This is a genomic window from Mesorhizobium sp. M0664 (assembly GCF_040320565.1).
Lineage (GTDB): Bacteria > Pseudomonadota > Alphaproteobacteria > Rhizobiales > Rhizobiaceae > Mesorhizobium.
On record NZ_JAMYPW010000020.1, the window covers coordinates 15,506 to 41,980 of the forward strand.

Here is a 26,475-nt window from a genome sequence, read left to right on the forward strand (position 1 = left end):
GGTTGCGAGCTCACCTATAGCTGCTTTGGCGCCCAAAATAATCGGATTTCAGCGGCTTAGCCTTTCATTTTGCACAATCGTCAGGACAATGGCGCCCGACTTGGAGGATTCGGAATGCGCATCAAACGGCTGCCCCTTGTTCTGATCTGCGCCTTTACGGCGCTGGCGATCGTGCCGGCGGCCAGGCACGCGCTGGCCGAGGAGACCAAGACCGACCCCGGCCTGTCCGATGTTTTGACCGACCTGCTGCATGGCGTCGAAGGCGAAAACGCCACTTCCGGCCCCGACAAGCGGGTGCCGTTCGGCCGCGAGGAGGTGCAACTGTCCTTCGCGCCGCTGGTCAACCAGACAGCGCCGGCCGTGGTCAATGTCTACGCCTCGCAAACCGCCAAGGTGACGTCGCCCTTCGACGGCGATCCGTTCTTCGAGGAGTTCTTCGGCCGCTCGCAGCCGCGCGCGCAGTCTTCGCTCGGTTCGGGGGTGCTGGTCGATCCCACCGGCGTCGTGGTCACCAATTTCCACGTCGTCAAGAACGCTGACCAGGTCAAGGTAGCGACCGCCGACGGGCGCGAATTCGACAGCAAGGTGCTGCTCAAGGATGAGACGCTCGACCTCGCCGTGCTCAAGATTTCTTCTGACAAGCCGTTCCCGGTGATCGCTATCGGCGATTCCGACGCGCTCGAGGTCGGCGATCTGGTGCTGGCGATCGGCAATCCATTCGGTGTCGGCCAGACCACCACCAGCGGCATCATTTCGGCCGTGGCGCGCAGCCATATCGGCGTCTCCGATTCCAGCTTCTTCATCCAGACCGACGCCGCCATCAACCCCGGCAATTCCGGTGGCGCGCTGGTCAACATGGGAGGGCAGCTGATCGGCATCAACACGGCGATCTATAGCCGTAGCGGCGGCTCGATCGGCATCGGCTTTGCCATCCCTTCGAACATGGTTCGCGCCTTCGCCGACGCGGCCAAGGCCGGGCTCGACTTCTTCGAGCGGCCGTATGCCGGTGCCGAGTTCGAGGCGGTGACGCCGCAGATTGCCGAATCGCTCGGCATGGACAAACCGACCGGTGCGCTGGTTTCTTCGGTCGAAGAGGCGGGACCCGCCGCCAAGGCAGGGCTCAAGCCGGGCGACGTAGTGCTGTCGCTCAACGGCAAGCCGGTCGAGAGCGTCGGGGCGCTGGACTACCGGATGGCGACGCTGTCGATTGGTACGAATGCCAGCTTCGGCGTTCTGAGCAAGGGTCAGCAGGCGACGATGGACATCGCGCTGGAACGGCCGCCTGAGGGCGCCAAAGCTGCGGAACTCACATTGCGCGGCCGCAGCCCGTTCTCCGGTGCCAAGGTTGCTGAACTGTCGCCACGGCTTGCCCAACGGCTCGGTCTGCGCACCGATGTCAAAGGCGTCACCGTGGTCGACATCAACCGCGATTCGCCTGCTGCCGATTTTGGCTTCCAGCCAGGCGACATCGTGCGTGAGGTCAATGGCCTGACGATCGACAAGGCGGCGACCCTGGAACAGGTAGCCCAGCAGGATACGCGCTGGTGGCGCTTTACCGTCGAGCGCGGCGGGCAGATACTGCGCCAGGTGTTGCGTTACTGAGCCCGACCGTCAGCATGATCGGACTCCAGGCAGAAGAAGTTGCATGGCCGATCTGTTCAGTGTCGACGAACCGGAAAAGACGCCGCCCGGCAGGCCGCTGGCGGACCGTCTGCGCCCGAAGAACCTTGGCGAGGTCGTCGGCCAGGAGCATCTGACCGGACCCGACGGCGCGCTGACGCGGCTGATCGGTTCCGGCTCGCTCGGCTCGATGATTTTCTGGGGCCCGCCCGGCACTGGCAAGACCACGGTCGCACGGCTGCTTGCCGGCGAGACAAGCCTCGCCTTCGAACAGATATCGGCGGTGTTTTCCGGCGTTGCCGACCTGAAGAAAGTGTTCGAGGCAGCGAAGCTGCGCCGCTCGAACGGCCGCCAGACGCTGCTGTTCGTCGACGAGATCCATCGCTTCAACCGCGCCCAGCAGGACAGTTTTCTGCCCGTGATGGAAGACGGCACCGTCGTGCTGGTCGGCGCCACCACGGAGAATCCGTCCTTCGAGCTTAACGCCGCGCTTTTGTCGCGCGCGCGTGTGCTGGTCTTTCACTCACTCGGCGAGGACAGTATTGCCAAGCTGCTGGCGCGGGCCGAACAGGCAGAGGGCAGGCCGCTGCCGCTCGATGAAGACGCGCGGGCGATGCTCATCCGCATGAGCGACGGCGACGGCCGCGCGGCATTGACGCTCGCCGAAGAGGTCTGGCGCGCAGCGAAATCAAAGGAGGTGTTCGGTGCCGAAGCTCTGCAGCGCATCGTCCAGCGCCGCGCGCCGATCTACGACAAGGGACAGGACGGCCACTACAATTTGATCTCCGCCTTGCACAAATCGGTGCGCGGCTCCGACCCCGACGCGGCACTCTACTATCTGGCCCGCATGTTCGACGCCGGCGAAGATCCGCTTTATCTCGGGCGCCGGTTGGTGCGCATGGCGATGGAGGATATCGGGCTGGCCGACCCGCAGGCGCTCGTCGTCGCTAACGCCGCCAAGGACGCCTATGACTATCTGGGCTCGCCCGAGGGCGAACTGGCCTTCGCCGAGGCGACCGTCTATCTCGCCACCGCGCCGAAATCCAATGCAGTCTATACCGCGTTCAAGGCCGCCACACAGGCGGCGAAGGAATTCGGTTCGCTGCTGCCGCCCAAGCACATTCTCAATGCTCCGACCAAGCTGATGAAACAGGAAGATTACGGCGCCGGCTATCGCTACGACCACGACGAGCCCGACGCTTTTTCCGGCCAGGACTATTTTCCGGAGAAGATGGGAAGGCAGACATTCTACGACCCGCCCGAGCGCGGCTTCGAGCGCGATATCAGGAAGCGGCTGGATTATTGGGCGAAGCTGCGCAGCGAGCGGGAAAAGTAGCTGCCAGTCGCACACTGGTGTGATCGCCGTTGTCTGGCGGGATAAAAAACCCTATCAAGATGCGCCTTCGGCCGGCGGACAGGCCAGAAACGTACCGACGATATTCAGAACGGAATCGCGCCTGGCGCGTGGAAAAATGACAAAAAAAACTCGCAAGACCCTCCGGAAGTTCGCCATAGCGATCCCGCTGCTGGCGCTCGGCTTCTATTTCATTCCCATCCTGACGACAATTTTCATTGTCCTCGGCCTGATCGACGTGTTGCGAAACGACAACAAGAACTGGGCCCTGTTCAGTGGTTATTTCCTCGGCAACGGCATCTTCACCTGGCTGCTTTCGCCCTTCAATCTGCTGGTCGATCTGCTGTGCTACAGAAACCGCGGTGTCTGGAAACTGGACCAGTTTCCTCCGGACTATCAGCGTGAGGTCAACGAGGTTCTCGACGTCTTCAAAGCGCGCAAGGACGAGATCATCGCCGATATCGACGCCAATTTCGGCAGCGGCCGGCGCGGCATGTATGTCTACCAGTGGTATGGCAAGCACAAAATCGACAACGTTGCCGAATTCAACAAGGATTTCAAATACATCAAGACCATCGCTGTGTCGGTGTTCAGGGGCAGGGAATCGACCTCCTGGCATTTCGGACCGCTGCGGCTCAGCCTGCGCATTCTCTACAATCTTCTCCCGGTGAAGGCCGAGGTTTTCGTCGAGTGCAACAACGCCAGGAACTACTGGCACGACAATCCGCTCTATATTTTCGACGACACGCTGCTGCACCGATCGGTCAACGAATATGATGGGCGCCGCTACTGCGTGTTCATGGACATCATCCGGCCATCGCCATTTCCCGGCCTGATCGCCGCTCTTCTCGCCATCGTTTCGGTCAGCGTCGAGCGCATCAATGCCATGTTCTACAAGAACTGGAAGATGATCGGCTCCAGCAAGCCGAAGAAGGCCGGAGCCGCCTGACACCATGGTGTGACCGGCGCGAGGGAGCACGATGTATCATCTGTTGCTTGTCTGCCTTGGTGGCGCGATCGGTGCAATGGCCCGCTTCTTCCTGTCCGGCTTCGTCGCCCGCCGGGTCGGCGAGACCTTTCCCTGGGGCACTATGGCCGTCAATGTCTCGGGAGCGTTTGCAATCGGTGTCGTTGCGCATGCGGTGGCGCGCGACGGCATGCCCGCCATCTGGGCCTTTACCGTTACCGGCGGTCTCGGCTGCTATACCACGGTTTCTTCCTTCAGCCTGCAGACGCTGGCGCTGGCGCGCGAGGGCGAATGGCGGCGCGCCGGCGGAAATGTGCTGCTTTCGGTTTTTCTGAGCCTCGGCGGCGTGACGCTGGGCTTTGCCGCCGGAAGTCTTCTGATTGGCGGCGGGGCGCGGTGAGCGGCCCGCGGAAGCTCCGCCACGACGGGACGGACACTGCCGCGGCAGGGCATGCGGCGCGCCTCATTGGCCGTCGCAGAACCAACGAAACGGTTCGGCTCTATGCGACCGTGGCCGCAGGCAGCATGATCGGCGGTGTGTTGCGGGCGCTTGCCTCATCGACGAGCACTGCCCTGTGGGGCGCTGGATTTCCCTTCGGCACGCTCCTCGTCAATTTTGTTGGCTCGTTCCTCATCGGCTTCTACGCGACATTGACGGGACCGGATGGTCGCGTCTTCGCCGGTCCGCTGCAACGTCAATTCTTCATGGCCGGCTTCTGCGGCGGCCTGACGACCTTCTCCGCTTTCAGCCTTGAAACACTCATCCTCGCGCAAGCCGGGAGGTTTGTGGCGGCGGGACTCAATATCGCGATCTCCGTGGTGGCCTGGCTTGCCGCCGTCTGGCTTGGCCACATCTTTGCAGTTCGGCTCAACCGGCTGAGAGGGTCCAGGCAATGAAGATACCAACACAGGCCCAATTGCTGCGCATCTTTATCGGCGAAAACGACAGGGCAGATGGCCGTCCGCTGTATGAGGTTATTGTACTGAGGGCCCGCGAAATGCAGATAGCCGGCGCGACCGTCCTGCGCGGCGCGATGGGGTTCGGCCATTCCAGCCGGCTTCACACCACGAAGATCCTCCGCCTATCGGAGGATCTGCCACTCGTCATCGAGATCGTCGATGACGAGGAAAAATTGGCCGCTTTCCTGCCCGTGCTTGAAACAATCATGACAAGTGGTTTGATTACGCTGGAGAAAGTTCAGGTTCTGCAATATGGAACCGACAACGAATAAGCGAGTGAGATTGCGGGTACCGGCGAATGCCGTTGCATGCCTGCAAAACGGCGATTGGAATCATGGCAGGCGTTGAACAGATCACAGTGGACGCCGGCGAGGCGGGCATGCGGCTCGATCGCTGGTTCAAGAGCCATTTCCCCGGTCTCGGTTTCGGTCATCTGCAGAAGCTGCTGCGTTCCGGCCAGATCCGCGTCGACGGCGGCAGGGTGAAGGCCGATACCCGCGTCGAAGCCGGCCAGACGGTGCGTGTGCCGCCGCTCGAAGTGGACAAGAAAGGCGAAAGCCCGCTCACCGGTCATTCGATCCGCAACCAGGGCGACGCCGACGTTTTGGCAAAGATGCTGATCCATGAGGACCCGAAGGTCTTCGTCTTCAACAAGCCGGCCGGCCTGGCAGTGCAGGGCGGCTCGGGCGTCACCCGCAACGTCGACGACATGCTGGAAGCCTGGCGCAACCAGAAGGGCGAGAAGCCGCGCCTGGTGCACCGGCTCGACCGCGATACGTCGGGTGTGCTGGTTGTCGCCCGTACAAGGCTCGCCGCCATGAAGCTCGCCGAAGCGTTCCGGGCGCGTGAGACGAAGAAAACCTACTGGGCGCTGGTCAAGGGCGTGCCGCCGAAGCGCGAGGACAAGATCTCGACCTGGCTGATCAAGGAACCGACGCCCGACGGCGATCGTGTGCGTATCGCCAAGCATGGCGAAAAGGGCGCCGATCACGCCGTCTCCTATTACCGCATAGTCGAGCAGGCGGCGCAGACGCTGTCCTGGCTGGAAATGGAACCCTATACCGGGCGCACCCACCAGCTTCGCGTCCATGCCGCCCATATCGGTTGCCCGATCATCGGCGACCCCAAATATTTCGAGGCCGACACCAATTGGGATTTTCCAGGCGGCATGCAGAACCGGCTGCATCTGCACGCGCGCCGCATCGTTATCCCGCATCCCGACAAGGGCTTTGTCGACGTCACCGCACCGATGCCGCCGCATATGCGCCAGAGCTGGAACCTGCTCGGTTTCGACGAGCAGAGTGCCGGGGACTAGCGCTGGTGGGCGTCGCCACAGAAACCCTCGACCGCCGTGACGCGGTCGATCTGGCAGCAGCCGCCATCATGGTTGGGCTGACTTTTTCCTGGGGATTGAACTACGTCGCCGCCAAGATCTCCTATGCCGGCTACGATCCCGTTTTCCTGTCGATCGCACGGTCGGTGATCGGCGGCCTGTGTGTTTTCGGCTGGTGCCGCTGGCGCGGCATTGCGCTGTTCACGCCCGACAAGACCCTCGTCGCCGGCATTCTGGCCGGCGCGCTTTTCGGTTTCGAGTTCCTGTTTCTCTATGTCGGGCTCGAGCACACCACTGTCGTGCGCAACACTTTGCTGGTCAACACCATGCCGTTCTGGATGCTGGTCGGCGGTCATTTCCTGCTGGGCGAAAGCGTCACGGCACGCAAGCTCGTTGGTCTTCTGCTCGCTTTCGCCGGACTGATCGCGGTGTTTTCAGATAAACTGAGCGCCAATGGCGGCGCAACATTGGGCGGCGATTTGCTCAGTCTCGGTGCCGGCATTCTGTGGGCCGTGACCAATATCGTCATCAAGCGGTCGAAGCTGGTGACGGCCAGCGCCGAAAAGCTGCTGCTCTATCAGCTGGCCGGGGCCGCCGTCGTCGGCATTTTGGTGATGCCTTTTGCCGGGCCGCCCGTCCGCAACTTTACCGTCTTGCCAACCTTGGCTCTGCTGTTCCAGGCCGTCTACGTTGTCGCCTTCACCTATGTGCTGTGGTTCTGGCTGCTGCGGCGCTACCCTGCATCTGGACTGTCGAGCTTCACCTTCCTGTCGCCGGTGTTTGGTGTGCTGTGCGGCGCCGTGTTCTTGAACGAGCCGCTGACCGTTCGTATCTTCCTGGCACTCGCCCTGATCGCCGCTGGACTCATCATCGTCAACCGGCCGGCCCGAAAACAAAGTCCCGGATGAGCATGCGCGATATATTGAACGACCTCGAAGCTGGAAAGCAGCTCTCCGATCCGGACCCGGTGCGTCGCGCCCAGATCCAGATGAAGACGCCGCTGCCGAAGCGCTTCTACAAGACCGTCTCGGTAGCACCGGTCGAAGACGGTTTTGCCGTCCATCTCGATGGCAAGCCCGTCCGCACGCCGGCTAAGGCGCTGCTGGCGCTGCCGACCGAAAAGGCGGCTGCTCTCGTCGCCGAGGAATTCGCCGCACAGGAGGAGACCATCAACCCGGTGACGATGCCGGTGATGCGTCTGGTCAATACGGCAATCGATGGCGTCGCCAGTGATCCCCAGGCCGTGCTGGAGGACATCCTGCGCTTTGCCTCGTCCGATCTGCTCTGCTACCGCGCCGATGCGCCCCAAGGACTCGTCGACCGGCAGAACGAGCTTTGGGATCCGGTCATCGACTGGGTGCGCAGCGCTCTCGGCGCCCGGTTCCATCTTGCCGTAGGCGTGATCCATGTCGAACAGCCGCGCGAGAGTATCGCGCTGCTTGGCCAGCATCTTGCCCAACGTGCCGATCCGCTGCGCCTTGCCGCCATCCACGTCATGACGTCGCTGACCGGATCGGCGCTGCTGGCGCTGGCCGTCGACTTCGGCGAGCTCGACGGCGAGGCGGCCTGGGCTGCCGGTCATGTCGACGAGGACTGGCAGGCCGAGCAATGGGGCCATGATGCCGAGGCCGTCGCGCACCGCGCGGCCCGCAAGCGCGATATGATGGCGGCAGTCACGCTGCTCGAAGCTCTCAAAGGCTGACCGCACCGTCGTTTCTATTTCGCACTGCACATTAGACCAAAGTCATAATCCCAAAGACGGTCTGCCTCTGGACGGCGCTTTCTGTCATTTTTTGTACTGGTGGCTGCACTGAGTCTGCGTTCCGAGGAAACGCGGACGATGACGCGCAGCATCGAGGACTGACGGAATCACACGGGAGGATACGCTCATGGCAATGGCATCGACCGCCGGCAAAACAAGCCGCGGCATGACGCGCGAGGAGAAGAAGGTCATCTTCGCCTCCTCGCTCGGCACCATTTTCGAATGGTACGATTTCTATCTCTACGGTGCATTGGCGGCCGCGATCGGCACGGCATTCTTCAACTCTTATCCGGAAACAACGAGAAACATCTTCGTGCTTCTGGCGTTCGCCGCAGGCTTCATCGTTCGCCCGCTCGGTGCCCTGGTGTTTGGCCGCATCGGCGATCTCGTCGGCCGCAAGTACACATTTCTTGTCACCATCATGATCATGGGTCTGTCGACCTTCCTGGTCGGCCTGCTTCCCGGCTCCGCCAGTTGGGGCATTGCCGCGCCGATCATGCTGATTGCACTCCGTCTGCTGCAGGGTCTGGCGCTTGGCGGCGAATATGGCGGCGCCGCGACCTACGTCGCCGAGCACGCTCCAGATGACCGCCGTGGCTTCTACACCTCATGGATCCAGACCACCGCAACGCTCGGCCTGTTCCTGTCGCTGATCGTGATTCTGATTGTGCAGAATTCCCTCAGCAAGGAAGATTTCACAGCTTGGGGCTGGCGCATTCCGTTCCTGGTTTCCGCGGTGCTGCTCGCCATCTCGGTCTGGATTCGCCTGTCACTTGCCGAGTCTCCGACCTTCCAGCGTATGAAGGCCGAGGGCAAAGGCTCCAAGGCACCCCTGTCCGAAGCCTTCGGCCAGTGGAAAAACGCCAAGATCGCATTGCTGGCACTGCTTGGCCTTACCGCTGGCCAAGCCGTGGTCTGGTACAACGGCCAGTTCTACGCGCTGTTCTTCCTGCAGAACGTGCTCAAGGTCGATCCGCAGTCGGTCAACATCATGATCGCGATCGCGCTGGCGCTTGGCACCATCTTCTTTGTCGTATTCGGCTGGCTCTCCGACAAGATCGGCCGCAAACCGATCATCATGGCGGGATTGGCGCTGGCGATCGTCACCACCTTTCCACTGTTCAAGGCACTGACCCGCGCCGCTAATCCCACTCTAGCTACCGCGCAGGAAAATGTTCGAGCAACCGTCACCGCGGCACCGGGCGACTGCAGTTTCCAGTTCAATCTTACCGGAACATGGAAATTCACCAGCTCGTGCGATGTGGCCACGGCATTCCTTGCGAAGAGTTCCGTGCCATACGATGTGGTCACGACAGCCGCGCCCGGAACGGCTGCAACGGTCAAGATTGGCAACGAAACGGCTGAAGCCTATGACGCGGTCGCGGCTGGCGACCAGTTGAAGGCCAAGGAGACAGCCTTCGGCAAGGCAATCAATATCGCCTTACAGGATGGAGGTTATCCTCTAAAGCGTGCGGCATCGAAAGTGGCCGACCAGAAGCTCGACGCTTTTGTGGCTGCCAATCCCGAGCTTAAACTCGATGCCACCGCGATTCGTGCCGGCGAAAAAACAACCGTCCCGACAGACAAGGCAGTCGCGGACAAGATCCTGACCAAGGAAGAAGCGGCTGGCGCAACCGAGGTGACAGTCTACAACATTCCCGCTTCCGGCGCTTTTGCCATGTTCGCGGATCCGGCGCAGATCAACTGGCCGCTGACCATCGGCATCCTGTTCATCCTGGTTCTGTACGTGACCATGGTTTACGGGCCGATTGCTGCGATCCTGGTCGAGATGTTCCCGACGCGCATCCGCTACACCGGCATGTCGCTGCCTTACCACATTGGCAATGGCTGGTTTGGCGGTTTACTGCCGGTGACCGTCTTCGCGCTGAGCGCGGCTAAGGGCAACATCTACTACGGCCTCTGGTATCCGGTCGCCGTTGCAGCGATGTCGCTGATCATCGGCATGATCTTCATCAGGGATACGCTCGGAACGGACCTGCACACCAAACAGTAGCCGGCCTGTCCGGTTCAAAGCAAAGCCCGGCGCGAGCGATCGCGCCGGGCTTTTCCAATCTATCAAGTGCATGGAGGGGAAGGGCTTAGCTCTTCCGATCCTGGTTCGCTTCCTCGATCGCTGCCTCATGATACCAGGCACTTCCGAAATCCGTGCGGTTGCGCAACGAAGCAAGTTCTGCCGCGAACTTAGCCTTTCCGCTTAAATTTGAGGCAGAAGCGCGCGCTGCCACCGGGAACATCAGGATTTTGGCCGACTGACGAGTGGAAGTGATTTCCATTGTCGGTTTCCTTTCTTCGACAGAACCTTGCCGATTCAACCTTTCCCCAACATAGGTTCAGCAATCGAAATAGGCAATATGATTACGAAAAGATCAGTACTTGCATATTATTTGTGCAAAATGTGCTTGTGGATGATCCGAACGCAGCATGACAGCGGACCAGCGATTTTGGGCGGATACAACCTCACTTTTGCCGCATCCATCGCCGGCGAGAATGGCACACGAATTGCATTTTAGTAATCCGGCAGGTCGGCTGCTGGATAGGCCGGCTCGCCCCGGCGCCATCCAGGGTTCGGTGATCAAGCAACGAGAGGCTAGAATGACGAAATACAAGCTCGAGTACATTTGGCTCGATGGATACACCCCGGTTCCCAATCTTCGCGGAAAGACGCAGGTCAAGGACTACGCCGAGTTTCCGACGCTCGACCAGCTTCCGCTGTGGGGCTTCGACGGTTCTTCGACCATGCAGGCCGAGGGCCACAGCTCCGACTGCGTTTTGAAGCCGGTCGCCGTTTATCCGGATCCCGCCCGCACTAATGGCGCGCTCGTCATGTGCGAGGTCATGATGCCGGACGGCGTCACGCCGCATGCGTCCAACAAACGCGCCACCATCCTCGACGACGAGGGCGCCTGGTTCGGCTTCGAGCAGGAGTATTTCTTCTACAAGGACGGCCGCCCGCTCGGCTTCCCCGAGAGCGGCTATCCGGCGCCGCAAGGCCCGTACTATACCGGCGTCGGCTATAGCAATGTCGGCTCCGTCGCCAGGCAGATCGTCGAGGAGCATCTCGACCTTTGCCTTGCCGCCGGCATCAACCATGAAGGCATCAACGCCGAAGTGGCCAAAGGCCAGTGGGAATTCCAGATCTTCGGCAAGGGCTCCAAGAAGGCCGCCGACCAGATGTGGATGGCACGCTATTTGATGCAGCGCCTGACCGAGAAATACGGCATCGACATCGAATATCACTGCAAGCCGCTCGGCGACACCGACTGGAACGGCTCGGGAATGCATGCCAACTTCTCGACAGCCTATATGCGCGAAGTCGGCGGCAAGGCGTATTTCGAAGCGCTGATGGCGGCTTTCGACAAGAACCTGATGGATCACATCGCCGTCTACGGGCCGGACAACGACAAGCGTTTGACCGGCAAGCACGAGACCGCGCCGTGGAACAGGTTCAGCTATGGCATCGCCGATCGCGGTGCCTCGATCCGCGTGCCGCACTCCTTCATCAACAACGGCTACAAGGGCTATCTCGAAGATCGCCGGCCGAATTCGCAGGGCGACCCCTACCAGATCGCCTCGCAGATATTGAAGACGATCGCCTCCGTCCCGACCAGCGCCGAGGTTTCGGCCGCGGCTTGAGCATTCGTCATGGCGTGGACCTCAGGTCTGCGCTGTGACTTTCTCTCCAATCGCATCACAATAAAAAACCCCGGCGTCTCTGCCGGGGTTTTTTCTATTGGCTGCAACGATCCGGATCACACCGAATAATACATATCGTATTCGACCGGATGCGGGGTCATTTCGAAGCGCATTACCTCGGCCATCTTGAGCTCGATATAGCTGTCGATCTGGTCGTCGTCGAATACGCCGCCGGCCTTCAGGAAGCCGCGGTCCTTGTCGAGGCTCTGCAAAGCCTCGCGCAGCGAGCCGCAGACGGTCGGGATTTTCTTCAATTCCTTCGGCGGCAGGTCGTAGAGATCCTTGTCCATCGGCTGTCCCGGGTGGATCTTGTTCTTGATGCCGTCAAGGCCGGCCATCAGCATGGCGGCGAAGGCAAGATAGGGGTTCGCGCCCGGATCGGGGAAGCGGACCTCGACGCGCTTGGCCTTCGGCGACGAGCCGAACGGAATGCGGCACGAGGCCGAGCGGTTGCGTGCCGAATAGGCGAGCAGGACCGGCGCTTCATAACCCGGCACCAGGCGCTTGTAGGAGTTGGTCAGCGGGTTGGTAAAGGCGTTGATCGCCTTGGCATGCTTGATGATACCACCGATGTAGAACAGGCAGCTCTCGGACAGGCCGGCATATTCGTTGCCGGCGAAGGTCGGCTTGCCTTCCTTCCAAATCGACTGGTGGACATGCATGCCCGAGCCATTGTCGCCGAACACCGGCTTCGGCATGAAAGTGGCCGTCTTGCCGTAGGCGTTGGCGACCTGGTGCACGACATATTTATAGATCAGCATCTTGTCGGCGTTGCGGACCAGCGTGTCGAACTTGATGCCGAGCTCGTGCTGGGCGGCGGCCACTTCGTGATGGTGCTTTTCAACGCGCACGCCCATCTCGGCGAGCACGGTGAGCATTTCCGAGCGCATGTCCTGTGCCGAATCGACCGGCGGCACCGGGAAATAGCCGCCCTTGATGCGCGGCCGATGACCGAGGTTGCCGGTCTCGTAGTCGGTGTCGTCATTGGACGGCAGTTCGGTCGAATCCAGCCTGAAGCCGGTGTTGTAGGGATCGGCCTTGTACTTGACGTCGTCGAACACGAAGAACTCGGCTTCAGGACCGACGAAGATCTGGTCGCCGATGCCTTCGGCCTTCATGTAGGCCTCGGCTTTTTTAGCGGTGCCGCGCGGGTCGCGATTGTAGGACTCCCCGGAGATCGGATCGAGGATGTCGCACAGGATGACCATGGTCGACTGCGCGAAGAACGGGTCCATATGCACCGTATCGGAATCCGGCATCAGCACCATGTCGGACTCGTTGATCGCCTTCCAGCCAGCGATCGAGGAACCATCGAACATGACGCCATCGGCAAACATGTCTTCCTCGACCTCGACGACATCCATCGTAACGTGCTGCAGTTTGCCCTTCGGATCGGTGAAGCGCAGATCGACGAACTTAACGTCGTTGTCCTTGATCTGCTTCATGATGTCTTTGGCTGTCGTCATGTCCCTGCTTCCCTATGTGATGACGTTTTGAACATGGCCTTTTAACGGGAAAATTCAGACGGCGTCCATGCCGGTTTCGCCGGTGCGAATGCGCACCACTTCCTCGATATTGGAGACGAAGATCTTACCGTCGCCGATGCGGCCGGTCTGGGCCGCCTTGCGGATGGCTTCGATCGCGGCTTCGACCGCATCGTCGCCGAGCACGACTTCGATTTTCACCTTCGGCAGGAAGTCGACGACATATTCGGCGCCGCGATAAAGCTCGGTATGGCCCTTCTGGCGGCCAAACCCTTTGGCCTCGGTAACGGTGATACCTTGCAGGCCTGCCTCCTGAAGCGCTTCCTTCACTTCGTCTAGCTTGAACGGCTTGATGATCGCTTCGATCTTTTTCATGTAAAAAGTGGCCTCCACTGCCAAAAAAGACGGGTTGTGAGCCCCGCTTGCGCCTCAATCAAGCACGAACTGTGCCAATTGATGGGGCGCCGAACGGCCTCACATGATTTGGATACCATGCCACGCGGGAATGTACATTCGCGTCATTCGCAGCGTTGGATGCGCCATGAATGCCGCGAGCCTACACACCGCCGGTCCTGCCGTCCGCACAAAAATTGGGCAGATCGGGTATTTCATGGGCAGCTGCGCGCCGTCGTCCCGAACGATGTACGCCGCCAAATTGCTTGGGGACCTTCGTTGTTTGCGTCGGATCAAAAACTGGACAATGCTTGGGGAAATGATGTGCATGTCGCCCGCATGAGCAATGAACTTCTGTCTCCGTCCGAAATGGCTGAGGCCGACCGGCTGGCGATTGCCGCTGGTCCATTCGACGGCATCGGCCTGATGCGCAATGCCGGTGCTGCGGTTGCTGCCGTAGTACTCAAGCGCTACCCGAACGCAACGCGCGTCCATGTGCTTTGCGGCCCCGGCAACAATGGCGGCGACGGCTATGTCGTGGCGCGCATCCTTCGGGAGAGCGCCGTCGACGTCTCGGTATGGGCGTCCGGATCGCCTAAAGGCGGCAGCGATGCGGCAGTCGCTGCCTCGGAGTGCCCGGTTGAAGCTCGGCCGCTGTCGGATTTCGTTGCCGAGACGGGCTCGATCGTGGTCGATGCGCTTTACGGGGCGGGGCTGTCCAAGCCGCTGTCCGGCGACCCCGCCAAGGCGATCGATAATGTGGCGGAGTTGAATTCGCCGGTCGTCGCGGTCGACCTGCCGTCGGGCGTCTCCGGTGAGAGCGGCAATGTCCTCGGTCAGGCTTTCCACGCCCGAATCACCGTGACCTTTGCGCGAAAAAAGCCAGGCCATCTTTTGTTACCGGGGCGCGAGCTGTGCGGCGAAATCGTGCTCGCTGATATCGGCATAAGCGACAGTGTTGTTGCGCAGCTTGAACCACGAACATTCGAGAACATTCCGGCGCTCTGGCTTGGCCGCTTTCCGGTTCCGGCCGTCGACGCCCATAAGTATAAACGCGGCCATGTCGGCGTCTTTTCCGGCGGGCCGTCGGCGACGGGTGCTGCGCGGCTGTCGGCGCTTGCCGCGGCCAAGAGCGGGGCAGGGGCCGTCACCTTGCTGTCGCCGGCGAACGCCATCCATGTGAACGCGGCGCATCTGACCTCGATCATGCTGCGCAAGCTAGACACTGTCGCGGATGTGGACGAATTCGTCGGCAGCCGCCGGCCATCGGCCTTCGTGCTCGGCCCGGGATTTGGCATTGGTGAGAAGACGCGCGAATTCGCCCTGGCCGTGCTGAATGGCGCCCATGGGCAGGGCGGCGGGATTGAGGGCTTCGTGCTCGACGCCGACGGCGTCACCTCGTTTCGCGACGCGCCGGATGCCCTGTTCGAAGCCGCCAGCCGGCCGAGCGCGCCGGCTCTGGTGATGACGCCGCATGACGGCGAATTCGTCAGGCTTTTTTCAGATATCGCCGAGGACAAGGACCTGTCCAAACTGGCCAAGGCACGCGCCGCAGCCGAACGGGCCAACGCCACTCTCGTCTACAAGGGTGCCGACACTGTGATTGCGGCCCCCGATGGCCGGGCAGCGATCAACGACAATGGCGCGCCTTGGCTGGCCACCGCCGGTTCGGGCGACGTGCTGTCGGGTATCATCGCCGCGCTGCTGGCGCAGGGCATGCCGGCCTTTGAAGCGGCCTGTGCGGCAGTCTGGATCCATGCCGAGGCCGGCAGCCGTTTCGGACCGGGGCTGATCGCCGAGGACCTGCCGCTGGCGCTGGTGCCGGTCCTGCGCGAGCTCGTTGAAAGCCGCGGGAAGGCTGCCGAATGAACCGCCTGATTGCGCTGCTCGTTGCGATCATTAGTGCCATATCCATGGCGCAGGCCGCGAACGCCGGAACTCCGCTGACCATCGTCGACGACCCGGCCGTTCTCGCCCAGCTTGACGCCAAGGGCTTTGGCCTCGCCGGCATTTTCGGCGTCGATGGCAAGGGCGATTTGAAGACGCTTTACGACAAGGCGCCGGCCTATCACGCGATCGTCGAAACGATTGCAAGCGACGTCGCGGCATTGCGGGCCGAGATGAAGGCCGGCGGGCGCACGCTCTACGAGGTGACCGACGGCAATGTCGGCCGCATCATGGACATGCGCTGGCTGAAGACCGAGGCGGCGCGCTTCCGGCTAGTCGGTATCGTCAACAGGCTCGACCGGCGCGATTTCACCGCGCTGAAAGGTGACGGAAGTTGCGGCGAGGTGCGCCTCATCTATCGCCTAGCTTACAGTTTCCGCAAAAACGGCAAGGTTCTGGCCTCGCGTCTGCCATTCAACTTCAACGCCGTCTACAGCGTGGCGCCCGATGTCGACGGCGGTTGTGTCGGCGTCGCGGGACGCTGGGCACCACAACTCGACGAGAGCGTCGATGCCGGCTGGCTGACCGGTGGGCCGCTGGAAAGGACGGCGCTCACCTTCAAGCAGCTCGAGCTCAATGCGCAAGTGGTGCGCTTCCCCTCCGGCCAGGAGACCGAATTCGGCGGGCAGGCTGCCTATCTCATGCGTATCTTCGGCATCGACGGAGCGGCTGTCAGCGAAAAGCCGCTGGAAAACACGCCCGACACGGCACGTCTCGCCGAAGACGCTGCGCTGAAAGCAAGACTTGCCAACTATGTCCGCCCCAATGTCGCGGCGGTCGATCTCGGCGTCTACCAAATCCCCGATGAATTCTTGGCAAGGAAGGTCATTTCGTGGTCGACCTTCGGCAGTGCAAGGCAGGCCAACCACCCGTTCACGCCACTGTTCCAGCCCGCGGATTTCGCTGGTGTCGATTTCTCCGCGCTGAAGCTGGTGCGCACGCCGGAGGCATTGGTCGAGCGGCTGGACAACGGCGCCTGCCAGGGCTGCCATCAGGCGGGCTCGACCGCCGGCTTCCATTTCATCGGCCTGGACGATAAGACGACCTCGCCGCTCAACCGCATCGAGGTCGGCATCTCCCCGCATCTCCACGCCGACATCCCGCGCCGCGTCGCCTGGCTGCACGCGACTGCCGACGGCAAGGAACCGAACCGCTTTCGCCCGTTATCGTTCGCGCCGCCGGCGACCTGGAACGATGCCGGCGAAATCGCCTATTCGCCGGCCGAGATGGCGATGCCTTGCCTGATGCCACAGGATGCGGCCCGCTTCGGCGCGACATGGCAATGCGGTGCCGGCACCGTCTGCACGCCGTTGACCACCGCGTCCGGCGTGCGCACCAAGCTGGCGCAATGCCTGTTGCCCAAGGACAGCGAAGATATGTTTTCCGGCCACCCTTGTTTAACGGGATCCATCGCCAGCAACCCGGCACAGCCTTTCAATGACCGGTATACCATCACCGGTCAGTTCGCCGCGTTCGCACCAAGCATTTCGCGCGCCGCCTACACCTGCCGACCGCCGAAGATCGGTGTGCCGGCGGGTATCGCCTATCGCGGCTGCGATGACCGGGATCGCAGCTTTGCCGCCTTCAAGACGGGCAAGCCGATGCCGAACGAGATTTGCGGGCTGGTTGGCGGCAAGAAATTCGACACCTGCGTGGCGACCAATAATTTCGACCAGTGCCTGGGCGGCGCCGTCAATCGCGGCAATCGTCCTGCCTGCTCGGCCGACCATTTCTGCCGAGAGGATTACATGTGTCAGTCGCTGCCGCCGGATACACCCGGTATCGGCAAAGTGAAGGGCATCGGCTTCTGCTCGCCGACCTACTTCATCTTCCAGATGCGCATCGACAATCACGCCACGCCGTGGTCGGGCGCCGTCCGCGCGACGATGGGAGCCGGGTTCGGAGCAGCGGAAGCGGAATAGGCCGACGACTCTGACATTGGCCGCAGTAGCTCCAGGCGGACAGCTATCGATCGAGGTCGTCGGCGATGTTCGATGTCCATTCACCGTCGAAATGCCGGACGCGTTCGGCGACCACCTCATCGCTCAGCAGGCTCGACAAGGCGGAAACCAGAACTGGTTCTATCTCTGGAGCCGAGCTAAATCCAAGAGCATTCAAACGTTCGGACCAGGGCGGATGATCCGCGCTTTCGTTATCTGGCGCGTCCCAGGCCTTTTGCGCATATTCTTGCAGGATGGGAAGCCTCGACAGGTGACTGGCGGCCGCCAGAACCCTTTCAAGTGGTGGACGAGGCGGTACCATGGTGCCAAGCAGTTCACGTTTAAGCGGAATATACACTTGGTCATCGAAGAACGCACTGGCGGCACCGACCAGCAGCAGGGCGCGGGCCGCTTCATATGCATCGCCGGACATCGCTGCATGACGATCCGCGTCAATTTCCGCCCGCCGCGACAACCGTATTTCTTCGCGCTCCAGCGTGCGCGACAGCGGGCCAAGCATCCAGTAGAACAGGCTGGCCGAAACTGTTTTTCCCGGTGGGGCGAAGTCGAAGATTAGATCGAAGCTCTTTTCGAGTTCGGCCAGGTTGAGCCCGCCATTTGTATCTTTATTTTTCAGATGGGCGTCCTCATGGGCCAAGATCGCCGCAAACCCCTTTTGGTCGGTCACTGCGAGCAGCGGCAGGCCCACGGTGAGAATTGCCCTGCGACCAAGCAGGCCCAGAAACGGCCGCTCTTCACCGATACTGGCGTTGAGATCGGGGCTCAGCACGATGGTAGTCCGGCTGGCGCGGTGTTTGCCGGCAATACTCTCCCAGATGGCCCATAATTTCGGGGCTGATTCCCGAGTGATCCCGTCCACCTTGCTGGGTCGAAAACCGGCGAACAATGTCCCGATCAACAGAACCATGCCCAGCATCGCAGCTGGGATCGCAACAACGCCAGCCGCGATGACGGCGAGCGGATGCCGGTCGAGAAACCAGAACCATAAGACTGTTGGGCAGAACAGCGGCAGAGCGAAAAGCAGGACGGCAAACCTGCCGAAGCGCGCTCCCATGTAGAAGACCAGGCGCGACATCAACCCTTCACAGCGGAATGTTGTCGTGCTTCTTCCAGGGGTTTTGCATATCCTTGTTGCGCAGCATCCTGAGCGCGCGGGCGATGCGGCGGCGGGTTGAATGCGGCATGATCACCTCGTCGACATAGCCACGCTCGGCGGCGACGAAGGGCGACAGGAAGCGATCTTCGTAAGCCTTTGTGTGTGCTGCAATTTTCTCCGCGTCGCCGATGTCCTTGCGATAGATGATCTCGACCGCGCCCCTGGCCCCCATCACCGCAATCTGCGCCGTTGGCCAGGCATAGTTCATGTCACCGCGCAAATGCTTTGACGCCATGACGTCATAGGCGCCGCCATAGGCCTTTCTGGTGATGACGGTGATCTTTGGCACGGTCGCTTCGGCATAGGCGAACAGAAGCTTGGCGCCGTGCTTGATCAACCCGCCATATTCCTGCGCGGTGCCGGGCAGGAAGCCCGGCACGTCGACGAAGGTGACGATCGGGATCGAGAAGCAGTCGCAGAAGCGCACGAAACGAGCCGCCTTGCGGCTGGCATCCGAATCGAGCACGCCGGCCAGCACCATCGGCTGGTTGGCGACGAAGCCGACGCTGCGGCCCTCGATACGGCCGAAGCCGGTGACGATGTTTTTCGCAAAATTCTGCTGGATCTCGAAGAAGTCACCCTCGTCGGCAACTTTAAGGATCAACTCTTTGATGTCGTAGGGTTTGTTGGCGTTGTCGGGGATCAGCCGGTCGAGCGACAGATCGTGATCGGTGACCGATTGGTAACATTCGATCTCGGGAATTTCCGCCGTGTTGGATGCGGGCAGCAGATCGACCAGTCGGCGCATCTGCAGCAGCGCCTCGACGTCATTGTCGTAGGCTCCGTCGGCGATTGAGGACTTCGTTGTGTGGACGGAAGCGCCGCCGAGGCTTTCGGCGGTGACCGTCTCGTTGGTGACGGTCTTCACTACATCCGGCCCGGTGACGAACATGTAGGAGGTGTCGCGGACCATGAAGATGAAGTCGGTCATCGCCGGCGAATAGACGTCGCCGCCGGCGCAAGGGCCCATGATCAGTGAAATCTGCGGAATGACGCCGGAGGCAAGTACATTGCGTTGGAAGATCTCGGCGTAGCCGCCGAGGGCTGCCACGCCTTCCTGGATGCGGGCGCCGCCGGCGTCATAGAGGCCGATGATCGGCGCGCGATTGCGCAGTGCCATCTCCTGCACCTTCACCACCTTTTCGGCATGCGCCTCGGACAGCGAGCCGCCGAACACGGTGAAATCCTTGGCGAAAAGATAGACCGGGCGACCGTTTACGGTGCCCCAGCCGGTAACGACGCCGTCGCCGGCGATCTTGGTTTTCTCCATGCCGAAGTCGGTCGAGCGGTGCTCGACATACATGTCGAACTCCTCGAACGAGCCCTCGTCTAGAAAGACGTCTATGCGTTCGCGGGCGGTCAGCTTGCCCTTCTTGTGCTGGGCGTCGATGCGGGCCTGGCCGCCGCCCATGCGGGCGATCTCGCGGCGGCGCTCGAGTTCCTTCAGCACGTCCTTCATGACCGGTCCCCGAAACGGAAAGCTGCATTGTGGTAATCATGCCCGCGAGAGAGCGCAAGCGCCGCTTCCTCATGGCTTTTGCTGCGCTGCAACATCAGGCCCCTTGCATTTCGATGCGAACTGGGCCATATGCGGCGGCATAGGCGCTTGGGCCGGGACACTCCGGCCTTCTCGATGAATGAGACTGGTTGCGTCTGTTTTCCCTCTTCCCGACATATCGGCAAGGTGGCGAAAAAGCCCCGTGGCATGAAGCCTGCGGGCACCACAGCGCAGCCGTGCGGACGATGACGTCCGCCCGCCTTGTCGTTTCATGACAATTTTCGACGGCAGGTTGCGCCCTGCCGCCATCGATGTTTGCGGCCAGGAGCCGCATGAAAGAAGAATATTTTGACCAATGAAAACACTTTGACCGGTAAGGACACTGCGGAACCGAACGGTTTCGCCGCACTTGGAATCACCGGCGCACTGCTCAAGGCCACCAATGCCGCCGGCTTTACCGATCCGAAGCCGATCCAGGCCCAGGCGATCCCGCCGCAGCTCGAAGGCCGCGACATTTTCGGCATCGCCCAGACCGGCTCGGGCAAGACGGCGGCGTTCGCGCTGCCGATCCTGTCGAAGATCATCGCACTTGGTACCAAGCGCCGGCCGAAGACGGCCCGAGCGCTGATCCTGGCGCCGACACGTGAACTCGCGGTGCAGATCGAGGAGATGATCAAGCTGCTCGCCAAGGGCGCGCATGTCTCGACCGCGCTCGTGCTGGGCGGCGTCTCGCGCTTCAGCCAGGTGAAGAAGGTTGCGCCCGGCGTCGACATCCTGATCGCAACGCCCGGTCGGCTGACCGACCTTGTGCGTGAAGGCGACCTGATGCTTGCCGACACCAAATGGCTGGTGCTCGACGAAGGCGACCGCATGCTCGACATGGGCTTCATCAACGACGTGAAGCGCATCGCCAAGGCGACGGCGCCGGACCGTCAGACGGTGCTGTTCTCGGCGACCATGCCGGCCGAAATCGCCGAACTGGCGAAAGGCCTGCTGAAGAACCCGATTCGCGTCGAAGTCGCTCCTCACAGCACCGCGGCCGCCGAGATCGTGCAGGGCGTCGTCTTTGCCCGCACCAAGCAGAAGCGCCAGGTGCTGGCCAACATGCTTGCCGATGAGGCGATGAAGTCCGTCATCATCTTCTCGCGCACCAAGCATGGCGCCGACAGGGTGACCAAGGATCTCGAGCGCGACGGCTTCAAGGCCGCCGTCATCCACGGCAACAAGTCGCAGAATGCCCGTCAGAAGGCACTCAACGATTTCCGTGAGGGTTCGGTGCGCATTCTCGTGGCGACCGACATTGCGGCACGCGGCATCGACGTGCCCGGCATCAGCCATGTGGTGAATTTCGACCTGCCGGACGAGGCGGAGAGCTATGTCCACCGCATCGGCCGCACCGGCCGCAACGGCATGGACGGCATCGCTATCACACTCTGCGACCCGTCTGAAAACAGCAAGCTGCGTCAGGTCGAGCGCATCATCCGCACCAAGCTGCCGATCGTTGCCGACCATCTCGGCAGCCCCGATCCGCAGCGCAATCCCGCCGAGAAGCACGAGCGCAGCTTCGAACCGGCCAATGATCGCAACGACCACAATGGCCGTCGCGACGGCAGGCGGCCCGGCGGCGCAAACAACGGCTTCGGCAAGAAGCGGTTCGGCGACAAGCCGGCCTTTGCGGGCGAGCGCAAGCCGGAAGGCGCCAAGCCCTTCAAGGGCAATAACAAGCGCCGCTTCGGCGGTAAGCGGCCAGCAGCGCGGGCCGCATAATCTGACCGTGTTGCGGTCGGCCAAGCCTGGCTTGGTCGAATACGATTGAAGAGGGCGACCGGAGCGATGCTTCGGTCGCCCTCTTGCTTGGGGCCTTTGGTTCACTTTACCACCGCCTCGACCCACACGACGATCCGCTGCGCGAGGAAAGCCGTGGTCGATGGCGACAGCGCGTCGCCGGCAATGACGTGGTTGTCCGGATCGCCGGTATCGTCGACCGGCACCAATTCATGTCCAGCGCCCCAGCGACCCGCAAACACGATCGCTCGCCCATCACCGATCCTACTCGACTGGCGGCTTGCGGTCGAAATTCAGCGGCCGCGCATTCCAGCGGGTGACCGTGCTGATCACCCATCGGCAGAACGGCCTCGGCAGCATCCTGAGCAGCTTCAGCGTCCAACTCAGGCGGCGTGGGAAAGTGACTTCGAAGCCGCCGTATTCGATGCCTTGCGCGATGCGGCGCGAGGCCAGATTGACAGGCATCAAGCCCGGCATCGGCAGGAAGTTCTTTTCGGTCAGCCGCGTGTCGACAAAGCCCGGATTAATCACCTGGATGCGGACGTTCATCTTGTCAAAATCGTATTTCAGCGACTCGGCCAGGATATTGACGGCCGCCTTGGTGCCGCCATAGGCGGCGGTGGTGGGCCAGCCGAAATAGGCGGTGACCGAACCGATCAGCACGACGTGGCCGCGCGAGCGCACGCGCATGCGTTCGATGACCGGCAGCAGGCCGTTGATGATGCCGAAATAATTGACTTCGAAAGACCGACGAAAATTGCGCGCCACAAGATCCTCGCCCGGCGTTGCGATATAGCTTCCCGCGTTGAACACTGCCAACACGATCGGACCGAGATCTTTCTCGATCGCCGCAACCGTCTTTGCCATGCGTTTTTCGTCGGTCACGTCGCAGGGAAAGGCTGCGACACGGCCCGCCATCTGCGCCGTTTCGACGATGAGCGTATCGATCGGATGGTCATCTGGCGCAGTCACCGCGACGACATAGCCCCGAGCGGCAAGATCCTTGGCCAGCGAACGGCCGATACCGCTGCTGCCGCCCGTAATCCAGGCGACGCCATGCTTCGGATTGGCCCGATAGAGTGTCATGTTGCGCCCCGCCGGCTCTTCTTAGCCTGTGCTCTACCGGTGAAGAAATCGAATGAAAAGAGTGCTTTTCGGTACATGGTTGAAATGAATACCGATCGGGCGCTCCTGGCTGCAGCAATTGCAGTGTGCGAAATGCGACTGGACCAGGCAAATTCTTGCCTTGAAACCGAAGCTTCGGGTTTCTAGGGTTTCGCCGCACCCACAAAGGAATCTCCATGCCCCGTTCTGTGATCGACGTGATCGGCAACACGCCCCTGATCCGCCTCAACAAGGCCTCGGAAGCAACCGGCTGCGAGATCCTGGGCAAGGCCGAATTCATGAATCCCGGGCAGTCGGTAAAGGACCGCGCCGGCCTGTTTATCATCCGCGACGCGGAGCAGCGCAGGCTGCTGCGGCCCGGCGGAGTCATCGTCGAGGGGACGGCCGGAAATACCGGCATCGGATTGACACTGGTTGCCAAGGCGCTCGGCTACCGCACGGTGATCGTCATTCCCGACACCCAGAGCCAGGAGAAGAAGGATACGATCAAACTGCTCGGCGCCGAGTTGATCGAAGTGCCCGCCGTGCCTTACAAGAACCCGAACAACTACGTGAAGCTGTCGGGCCGGCTGGCCGAGCAGATGGCCAAGAGCGAGCCGAACGGCGCGATCTGGGCCAACCAGTTCGACAATGTCGCCAACCGTGACGGCCATATCCGCACCACGGCCGAAGAAATCTGGAACCAGACCGACGGCAAGGTGGATGGTTTCGTGTCGGCGGTCGGTTCCGGCGGCACTCTGGCAGGCGTCGGTTTCGGGCTGAAGGCCAAAAACAACCAGGTCAAGATCGCGCTGGCCGATCCGCTGGGGGCAGCGCTCTATTCCTTCTACACCAGCGGCGAGCTGAAATCCGAGGGCAGTTCGATCACCGAAGGCATCGGGCAGGGGCGGATCACCGCCAACCTCCAAGGCTTTACACCCGATTTTGCCTTCCAGATCCCCGACGAGGACGCGCTGCCGATCGTATTCGACCTGATCCAGGAGGAGGGGCTTTGCGTTGGCGGTTCGACGGGCATCAACATTGCCGGCGCCATTCGCCTGGCGCGCGAGCTAGGCCCCGGCCACACTATCGTGACCATGCTTTGCGACTACGGCACGCGCTACCAGTCGAAGCTGTTCAATCCTGAATTCCTGCGCGAAAAGAAGCTGCCGGTGCCGGGGTGGATGGAGCAACAGAGCACGATTTCAGTACCGTTCGAAAGGGTTGCGTGATGGCGCACAAGACCGAAGCGCTGTTTCGTGACGACGCCTATCTGGGGACGGCCGACGCCACCGTCGTCGCAGTCAATGATCGCGGCGGCATCATTCTGGACCGGACGGTGTTTTACGCCACATCGGGCGGGCAGCCGGGCGACACCGGCAGCCTCGAACGCGCCGACGGCACCGGCATAGCGATTGCCGCTACGATCACCGGCGAAACCAAGGACGAGATCATCCATGTACCGGCGCCGGAGCAGGCAGTTCCAAAGGTGGGCGAGCGCATGAGGCTCGCCATCGACTGGCCGCGGCGGCAGTTGCTGATGCGCATGCATTCTGCCTGCCACCTGCTTACCGTCGTCTGTCCGTTCCCGATCACCGGCGCCGCGGTTTCCGAGGACGACAGCCGTATCGATTTCGACATCCCGGATGCCGGCTTTACCAAGGAAGGCGTGACGGCCAGACTGATGGAACTGGTGCGAGCCGACCACCCGATCTTCACCCGGCTCATTTCCGACGAGGAACTGGCATCCAATCCGGGCCTGGTGAAATCCAAGAATGTGCGGCCTCCGGCCGGCACGGGAAGGATCCGATTGGTCTGCATCGGCGAGAACGCTTCGATCGACAGCCAGCCTTGCGGCGGCACCCATGTAAAGAGCACCAGCGAAATCGGCGAGATCCATATCGGCAAGATCGAGAAGAAGGGCCGCGAGAACCGGCGCTTCCGCATTCGCTTTGGTCCTATGCCGCCAGCCTGATATAGGACTGCGACGGGCGGGACAGGAGAGAAAAGATGGCCGACGACAGCCCTTTCACCATCGATGCCGATTGGTTACAGAAGCGGCTCGGCGAACCCGGCCTGACGATTGTCGACGCGTCCTGGTATCTGCCGGCGCAAAAGCGTGACGCGCGCGCCGAGTACGACGCAGCGCATATTCCAGGCGCCCGCTTCCTCGACCAGGATGCGGTTTCGGACCCCGAAGCGGCTCTGCCGCACACGCTGCCGTCGCCGCAGCATTTCGCGCAATATGTCGGCGCGATGGGTATTTCGGCCGATGACACGATTGTTGTCTATGACGGGCCAGGGTTCTTTTCTGCACCGCGCGCCTGGTGGTTGTTTCGCGTCATGGGCGTGTTCCAGGTCTATATACTCGACGGCGGCTTCGATCGTTGGAAAGCCGCCGGACGGCCGGTGACGGCGGAGCCGACGAAGATCGCGCCTTGCGTGTTTTATGCCAACTTCGATGCCGCCCGCGTCGCCAGCCTTGCCGACATGCGCCGGATCGTCGAGACGGGGGAGAGCCAGATCGCCGACGCGCGCTCGCCTGGCCGTTTTGCCGGCACCGAGCCGGAGCCGCGCCCCGGCATCCGCTCCGGCCATATGCCGGGCGCGCACAACGTGCCGTTTTCGGCGCTTTCGGAAAACGGCGAATTGTTGCCGAAGGACAGGCTGCGCAAAGCGATCGAAGGAGCCGGCATCGACCTGTCGAAGCCGGTCGTCACCTCCTGCGGGTCGGGCGTCACCGCGGCAGCCGTCACGCTAGCTTTGGAGACGCTTGGCCATGTCGACAACAGGCTTTATGACGGTTCATGGACCGAATGGGGCGGGCTTTCCGACACGCCCGTCGTGACGGGCAAGGACTGACGGTGATGGAAGACGGATCGCTGGAAGACATCGATGTCACCGTGACGTTTCTCGAAATGCATGTGCCGCCTGCCTATTCGCCGCCGCTGCCGTACAACCGCCAGATCGCGCTGCTCAAGACCAAAGACATTCCGCTGCATTTCTACCGCTATTTGATGGATCGGGTGGGCCGCAAATGGCACTGGGTCAATGTGCTGAGGCTGAGCGACGAGGAGCTTGCGGCGGGCATCCACCGCGAGGACCGCGACATCAGGGTGCTTTATCTGGATGGTGCGCCGGCCGGCTTCTTCGACCTCAAGCCGCATTTGCCGGAGGAAGTGGAACTCGCTTATTTCGGAATGATGGAGCACGCGACCGGGCAAGGCATCGGCCGCTGGTTCCTCGGTGCGGCAATCGCCGCGGCATGGTCGCACGGGCCAAAGCGGGTGACGGTGCAGACCTGCACCCTCGATCACCCAGCAGCACTGCCGCTCTATCAAAAACTCGGCTTTACGCCAGTGGCGCAAAAAAAGGAGGTCGTACATCCGATGTCTTTTGCCGAGCGCGCGGCCAGCGTCATGCGGCCCTGATTTTCA

The 26,475-nt window shown here is 61.6% G+C and carries 24 protein-coding genes and 1 pseudogene; 18 read left to right on the plus strand and 7 right to left on the minus strand.

The features are described from left to right. Positions 1–114 precede the first annotated feature (114 nt). The 10 genes from NKI39_RS18815 to NKI39_RS18860 all read left to right on the plus strand — a co-directional run bounded on the left by NKI39_RS18815 (position 115) and on the right by NKI39_RS18860 (position 10,010). On the plus strand, positions 115–1,602 hold the full coding sequence (locus NKI39_RS18815; RefSeq protein ID WP_352833517.1) for a DegQ family serine endoprotease: 1,488 nt from the start codon (positions 115–117) through the stop codon (positions 1,600–1,602). 43 nt (positions 1,603–1,645) lie between these two features. After that, complete coding sequence (locus tag NKI39_RS18820; protein ID WP_352502953.1) at positions 1,646–2,956, plus strand: replication-associated recombination protein A; 1,311 nt, start codon at positions 1,646–1,648, stop codon at positions 2,954–2,956. 136 nt (positions 2,957–3,092) lie between these two features. Then, the gene (locus tag NKI39_RS18825) at positions 3,093–3,923 is read left to right on the plus strand and encodes an aspartyl/asparaginyl beta-hydroxylase domain-containing protein (RefSeq protein WP_352702295.1); all 831 of its coding nucleotides are present in this window, start codon (positions 3,093–3,095) and stop codon (positions 3,921–3,923) included. Between the two features lie 31 nt (positions 3,924–3,954). Further along, positions 3,955–4,341 carry a fluoride efflux transporter CrcB gene (gene crcB / locus NKI39_RS18830; RefSeq protein ID WP_352833520.1) on the plus strand — a complete coding sequence of 129 codons (387 nt, stop codon included), beginning with the start codon at positions 3,955–3,957 and terminating at the stop codon, positions 4,339–4,341. After that, a complete protein-coding gene (crcB, locus tag NKI39_RS18835) occupies positions 4,338–4,838 on the plus strand; it encodes a fluoride efflux transporter CrcB (RefSeq protein ID WP_502898580.1) in 501 nt (166 codons plus the stop codon). The genes crcB (NKI39_RS18830) and crcB (NKI39_RS18835) overlap by 4 nt, the downstream gene beginning before the upstream one ends. Then, positions 4,835–5,173, plus strand: coding sequence for a DUF190 domain-containing protein (locus tag NKI39_RS18840; RefSeq protein WP_352451038.1), 339 nt, complete (start codon positions 4,835–4,837; stop codon positions 5,171–5,173). Before crcB (NKI39_RS18835) ends, NKI39_RS18840 begins: the two co-directional genes overlap by 4 nt. Positions 5,174–5,235: 62 nt before the next feature. Continuing rightward, positions 5,236–6,216 carry an RluA family pseudouridine synthase gene (locus tag NKI39_RS18845; protein WP_352833522.1) on the plus strand — a complete coding sequence of 327 codons (981 nt, stop codon included), beginning with the start codon at positions 5,236–5,238 and terminating at the stop codon, positions 6,214–6,216. A gap of 68 nt (positions 6,217–6,284) precedes the next feature. Next, positions 6,285–7,142 (plus strand): DMT family transporter, encoded by an 858-nt coding sequence (locus tag NKI39_RS18850; protein ID WP_502898582.1) that lies wholly within the window; start codon positions 6,285–6,287, stop codon positions 7,140–7,142. A gap of 2 nt (positions 7,143–7,144) precedes the next feature. Beyond that, entirely contained in the window at positions 7,145–7,936 is a 792-nt protein-coding gene (locus NKI39_RS18855) for an ATP12 family chaperone protein (RefSeq protein ID WP_352833525.1), read from the plus strand. Between the two features lie 187 nt (positions 7,937–8,123). After that, positions 8,124–10,010: an MFS transporter gene (locus NKI39_RS18860; protein ID WP_352833527.1), complete on the plus strand. Its 1,887-nt coding sequence runs from the start codon at positions 8,124–8,126 to the stop codon at positions 10,008–10,010. 85 nt (positions 10,011–10,095) lie between these two features. Here NKI39_RS18860 and NKI39_RS18865 read toward each other — a convergent pair whose 3' ends face one another. Then, positions 10,096–10,290 (minus strand): DUF2735 domain-containing protein, encoded by a 195-nt coding sequence (locus tag NKI39_RS18865; RefSeq protein WP_352451032.1) that lies wholly within the window; start codon positions 10,288–10,290, stop codon positions 10,096–10,098. Positions 10,291–10,609: 319 nt separating this feature from the next. On the opposite strand from NKI39_RS18865, the gene NKI39_RS18870 reads away from it, so the two are divergent. Further along, positions 10,610–11,650, plus strand: a complete 1,041-nt coding sequence (locus NKI39_RS18870) for a glutamine synthetase beta-grasp domain-containing protein (RefSeq protein WP_023717535.1) — start codon at positions 10,610–10,612, stop codon at positions 11,648–11,650. 116 nt (positions 11,651–11,766) lie between these two features. Here the strand turns inward: NKI39_RS18870 and glnA are convergent, their stop codons facing one another. Then, a complete protein-coding gene (glnA, locus tag NKI39_RS18875) occupies positions 11,767–13,176 on the minus strand; it encodes a type I glutamate--ammonia ligase (protein WP_023675115.1) in 1,410 nt (469 codons plus the stop codon). 54 nt (positions 13,177–13,230) lie between these two features. Further along, entirely contained in the window at positions 13,231–13,569 is a 339-nt protein-coding gene (locus NKI39_RS18880) for a P-II family nitrogen regulator (RefSeq protein WP_019857988.1), read from the minus strand. Between the two features lie 357 nt (positions 13,570–13,926). On the opposite strand from NKI39_RS18880, the gene NKI39_RS18885 reads away from it, so the two are divergent. Next, on the plus strand, positions 13,927–15,456 hold the full coding sequence (locus tag NKI39_RS18885) for an NAD(P)H-hydrate dehydratase (RefSeq protein WP_352833529.1): 1,530 nt from the start codon (positions 13,927–13,929) through the stop codon (positions 15,454–15,456). Beyond that, complete coding sequence (locus NKI39_RS18890; RefSeq protein WP_352833532.1) at positions 15,453–17,456, plus strand: hypothetical protein; 2,004 nt, start codon at positions 15,453–15,455, stop codon at positions 17,454–17,456. The genes NKI39_RS18885 and NKI39_RS18890 overlap by 4 nt, the downstream gene beginning before the upstream one ends. Before the next feature lie 43 nt (positions 17,457–17,499). Here NKI39_RS18890 and NKI39_RS18895 read toward each other — a convergent pair whose 3' ends face one another. Continuing rightward, positions 17,500–18,570 carry a M48 family metallopeptidase gene (locus NKI39_RS18895; RefSeq protein WP_352833534.1) on the minus strand — a complete coding sequence of 357 codons (1,071 nt, stop codon included), beginning with the start codon at positions 18,568–18,570 and terminating at the stop codon, positions 17,500–17,502. Between the two features lie 7 nt (positions 18,571–18,577). Beyond that, positions 18,578–20,110, minus strand: coding sequence for an acyl-CoA carboxylase subunit beta (locus tag NKI39_RS18900; RefSeq protein ID WP_352833537.1), 1,533 nt, complete (start codon positions 20,108–20,110; stop codon positions 18,578–18,580). Positions 20,111–20,497: 387 nt separating this feature from the next. Here NKI39_RS18900 and NKI39_RS18905 point away from each other — a divergent pair, with 387 nt between their 5' ends. Continuing rightward, positions 20,498–21,916, plus strand: a complete 1,419-nt coding sequence (locus NKI39_RS18905; protein ID WP_352833540.1) for a DEAD/DEAH box helicase — start codon at positions 20,498–20,500, stop codon at positions 21,914–21,916. 101 nt (positions 21,917–22,017) lie between these two features. Here the strand turns inward: NKI39_RS18905 and NKI39_RS18910 are convergent. Beyond that, positions 22,018–22,170, minus strand: a pseudogene (locus tag NKI39_RS18910) (alpha/beta hydrolase); the annotation flags it as partial. Positions 22,171–22,198: 28 nt separating this feature from the next. Next, complete coding sequence (locus NKI39_RS18915; RefSeq protein WP_352502944.1) at positions 22,199–23,020, minus strand: SDR family oxidoreductase; 822 nt, start codon at positions 23,018–23,020, stop codon at positions 22,199–22,201. Positions 23,021–23,235: 215 nt separating this feature from the next. Here NKI39_RS18915 and NKI39_RS18920 point away from each other — a divergent pair, with 215 nt between their 5' ends. From NKI39_RS18920 to NKI39_RS18935, 4 genes are read left to right on the plus strand one after another with little or no spacing between them, the layout of a single operon-like run. Then, a complete protein-coding gene (locus NKI39_RS18920; RefSeq protein WP_352457507.1) occupies positions 23,236–24,270 on the plus strand; it encodes a cysteine synthase A in 1,035 nt (344 codons plus the stop codon). Then, on the plus strand, positions 24,270–25,013 hold the full coding sequence (locus tag NKI39_RS18925; RefSeq protein ID WP_352613571.1) for an alanyl-tRNA editing protein: 744 nt from the start codon (positions 24,270–24,272) through the stop codon (positions 25,011–25,013). Before NKI39_RS18920 ends, NKI39_RS18925 begins: the two co-directional genes overlap by 1 nt. Before the next feature lie 35 nt (positions 25,014–25,048). Next, entirely contained in the window at positions 25,049–25,900 is an 852-nt protein-coding gene (gene sseA, locus NKI39_RS18930) for a 3-mercaptopyruvate sulfurtransferase (protein WP_352833542.1), read from the plus strand. Positions 25,901–25,905: 5 nt separating this feature from the next. Then, positions 25,906–26,469 carry a GNAT family N-acetyltransferase gene (locus NKI39_RS18935; protein WP_352448953.1) on the plus strand — a complete coding sequence of 188 codons (564 nt, stop codon included), beginning with the start codon at positions 25,906–25,908 and terminating at the stop codon, positions 26,467–26,469. The last annotated feature ends 6 nt before the right edge of the window (positions 26,470–26,475 follow it).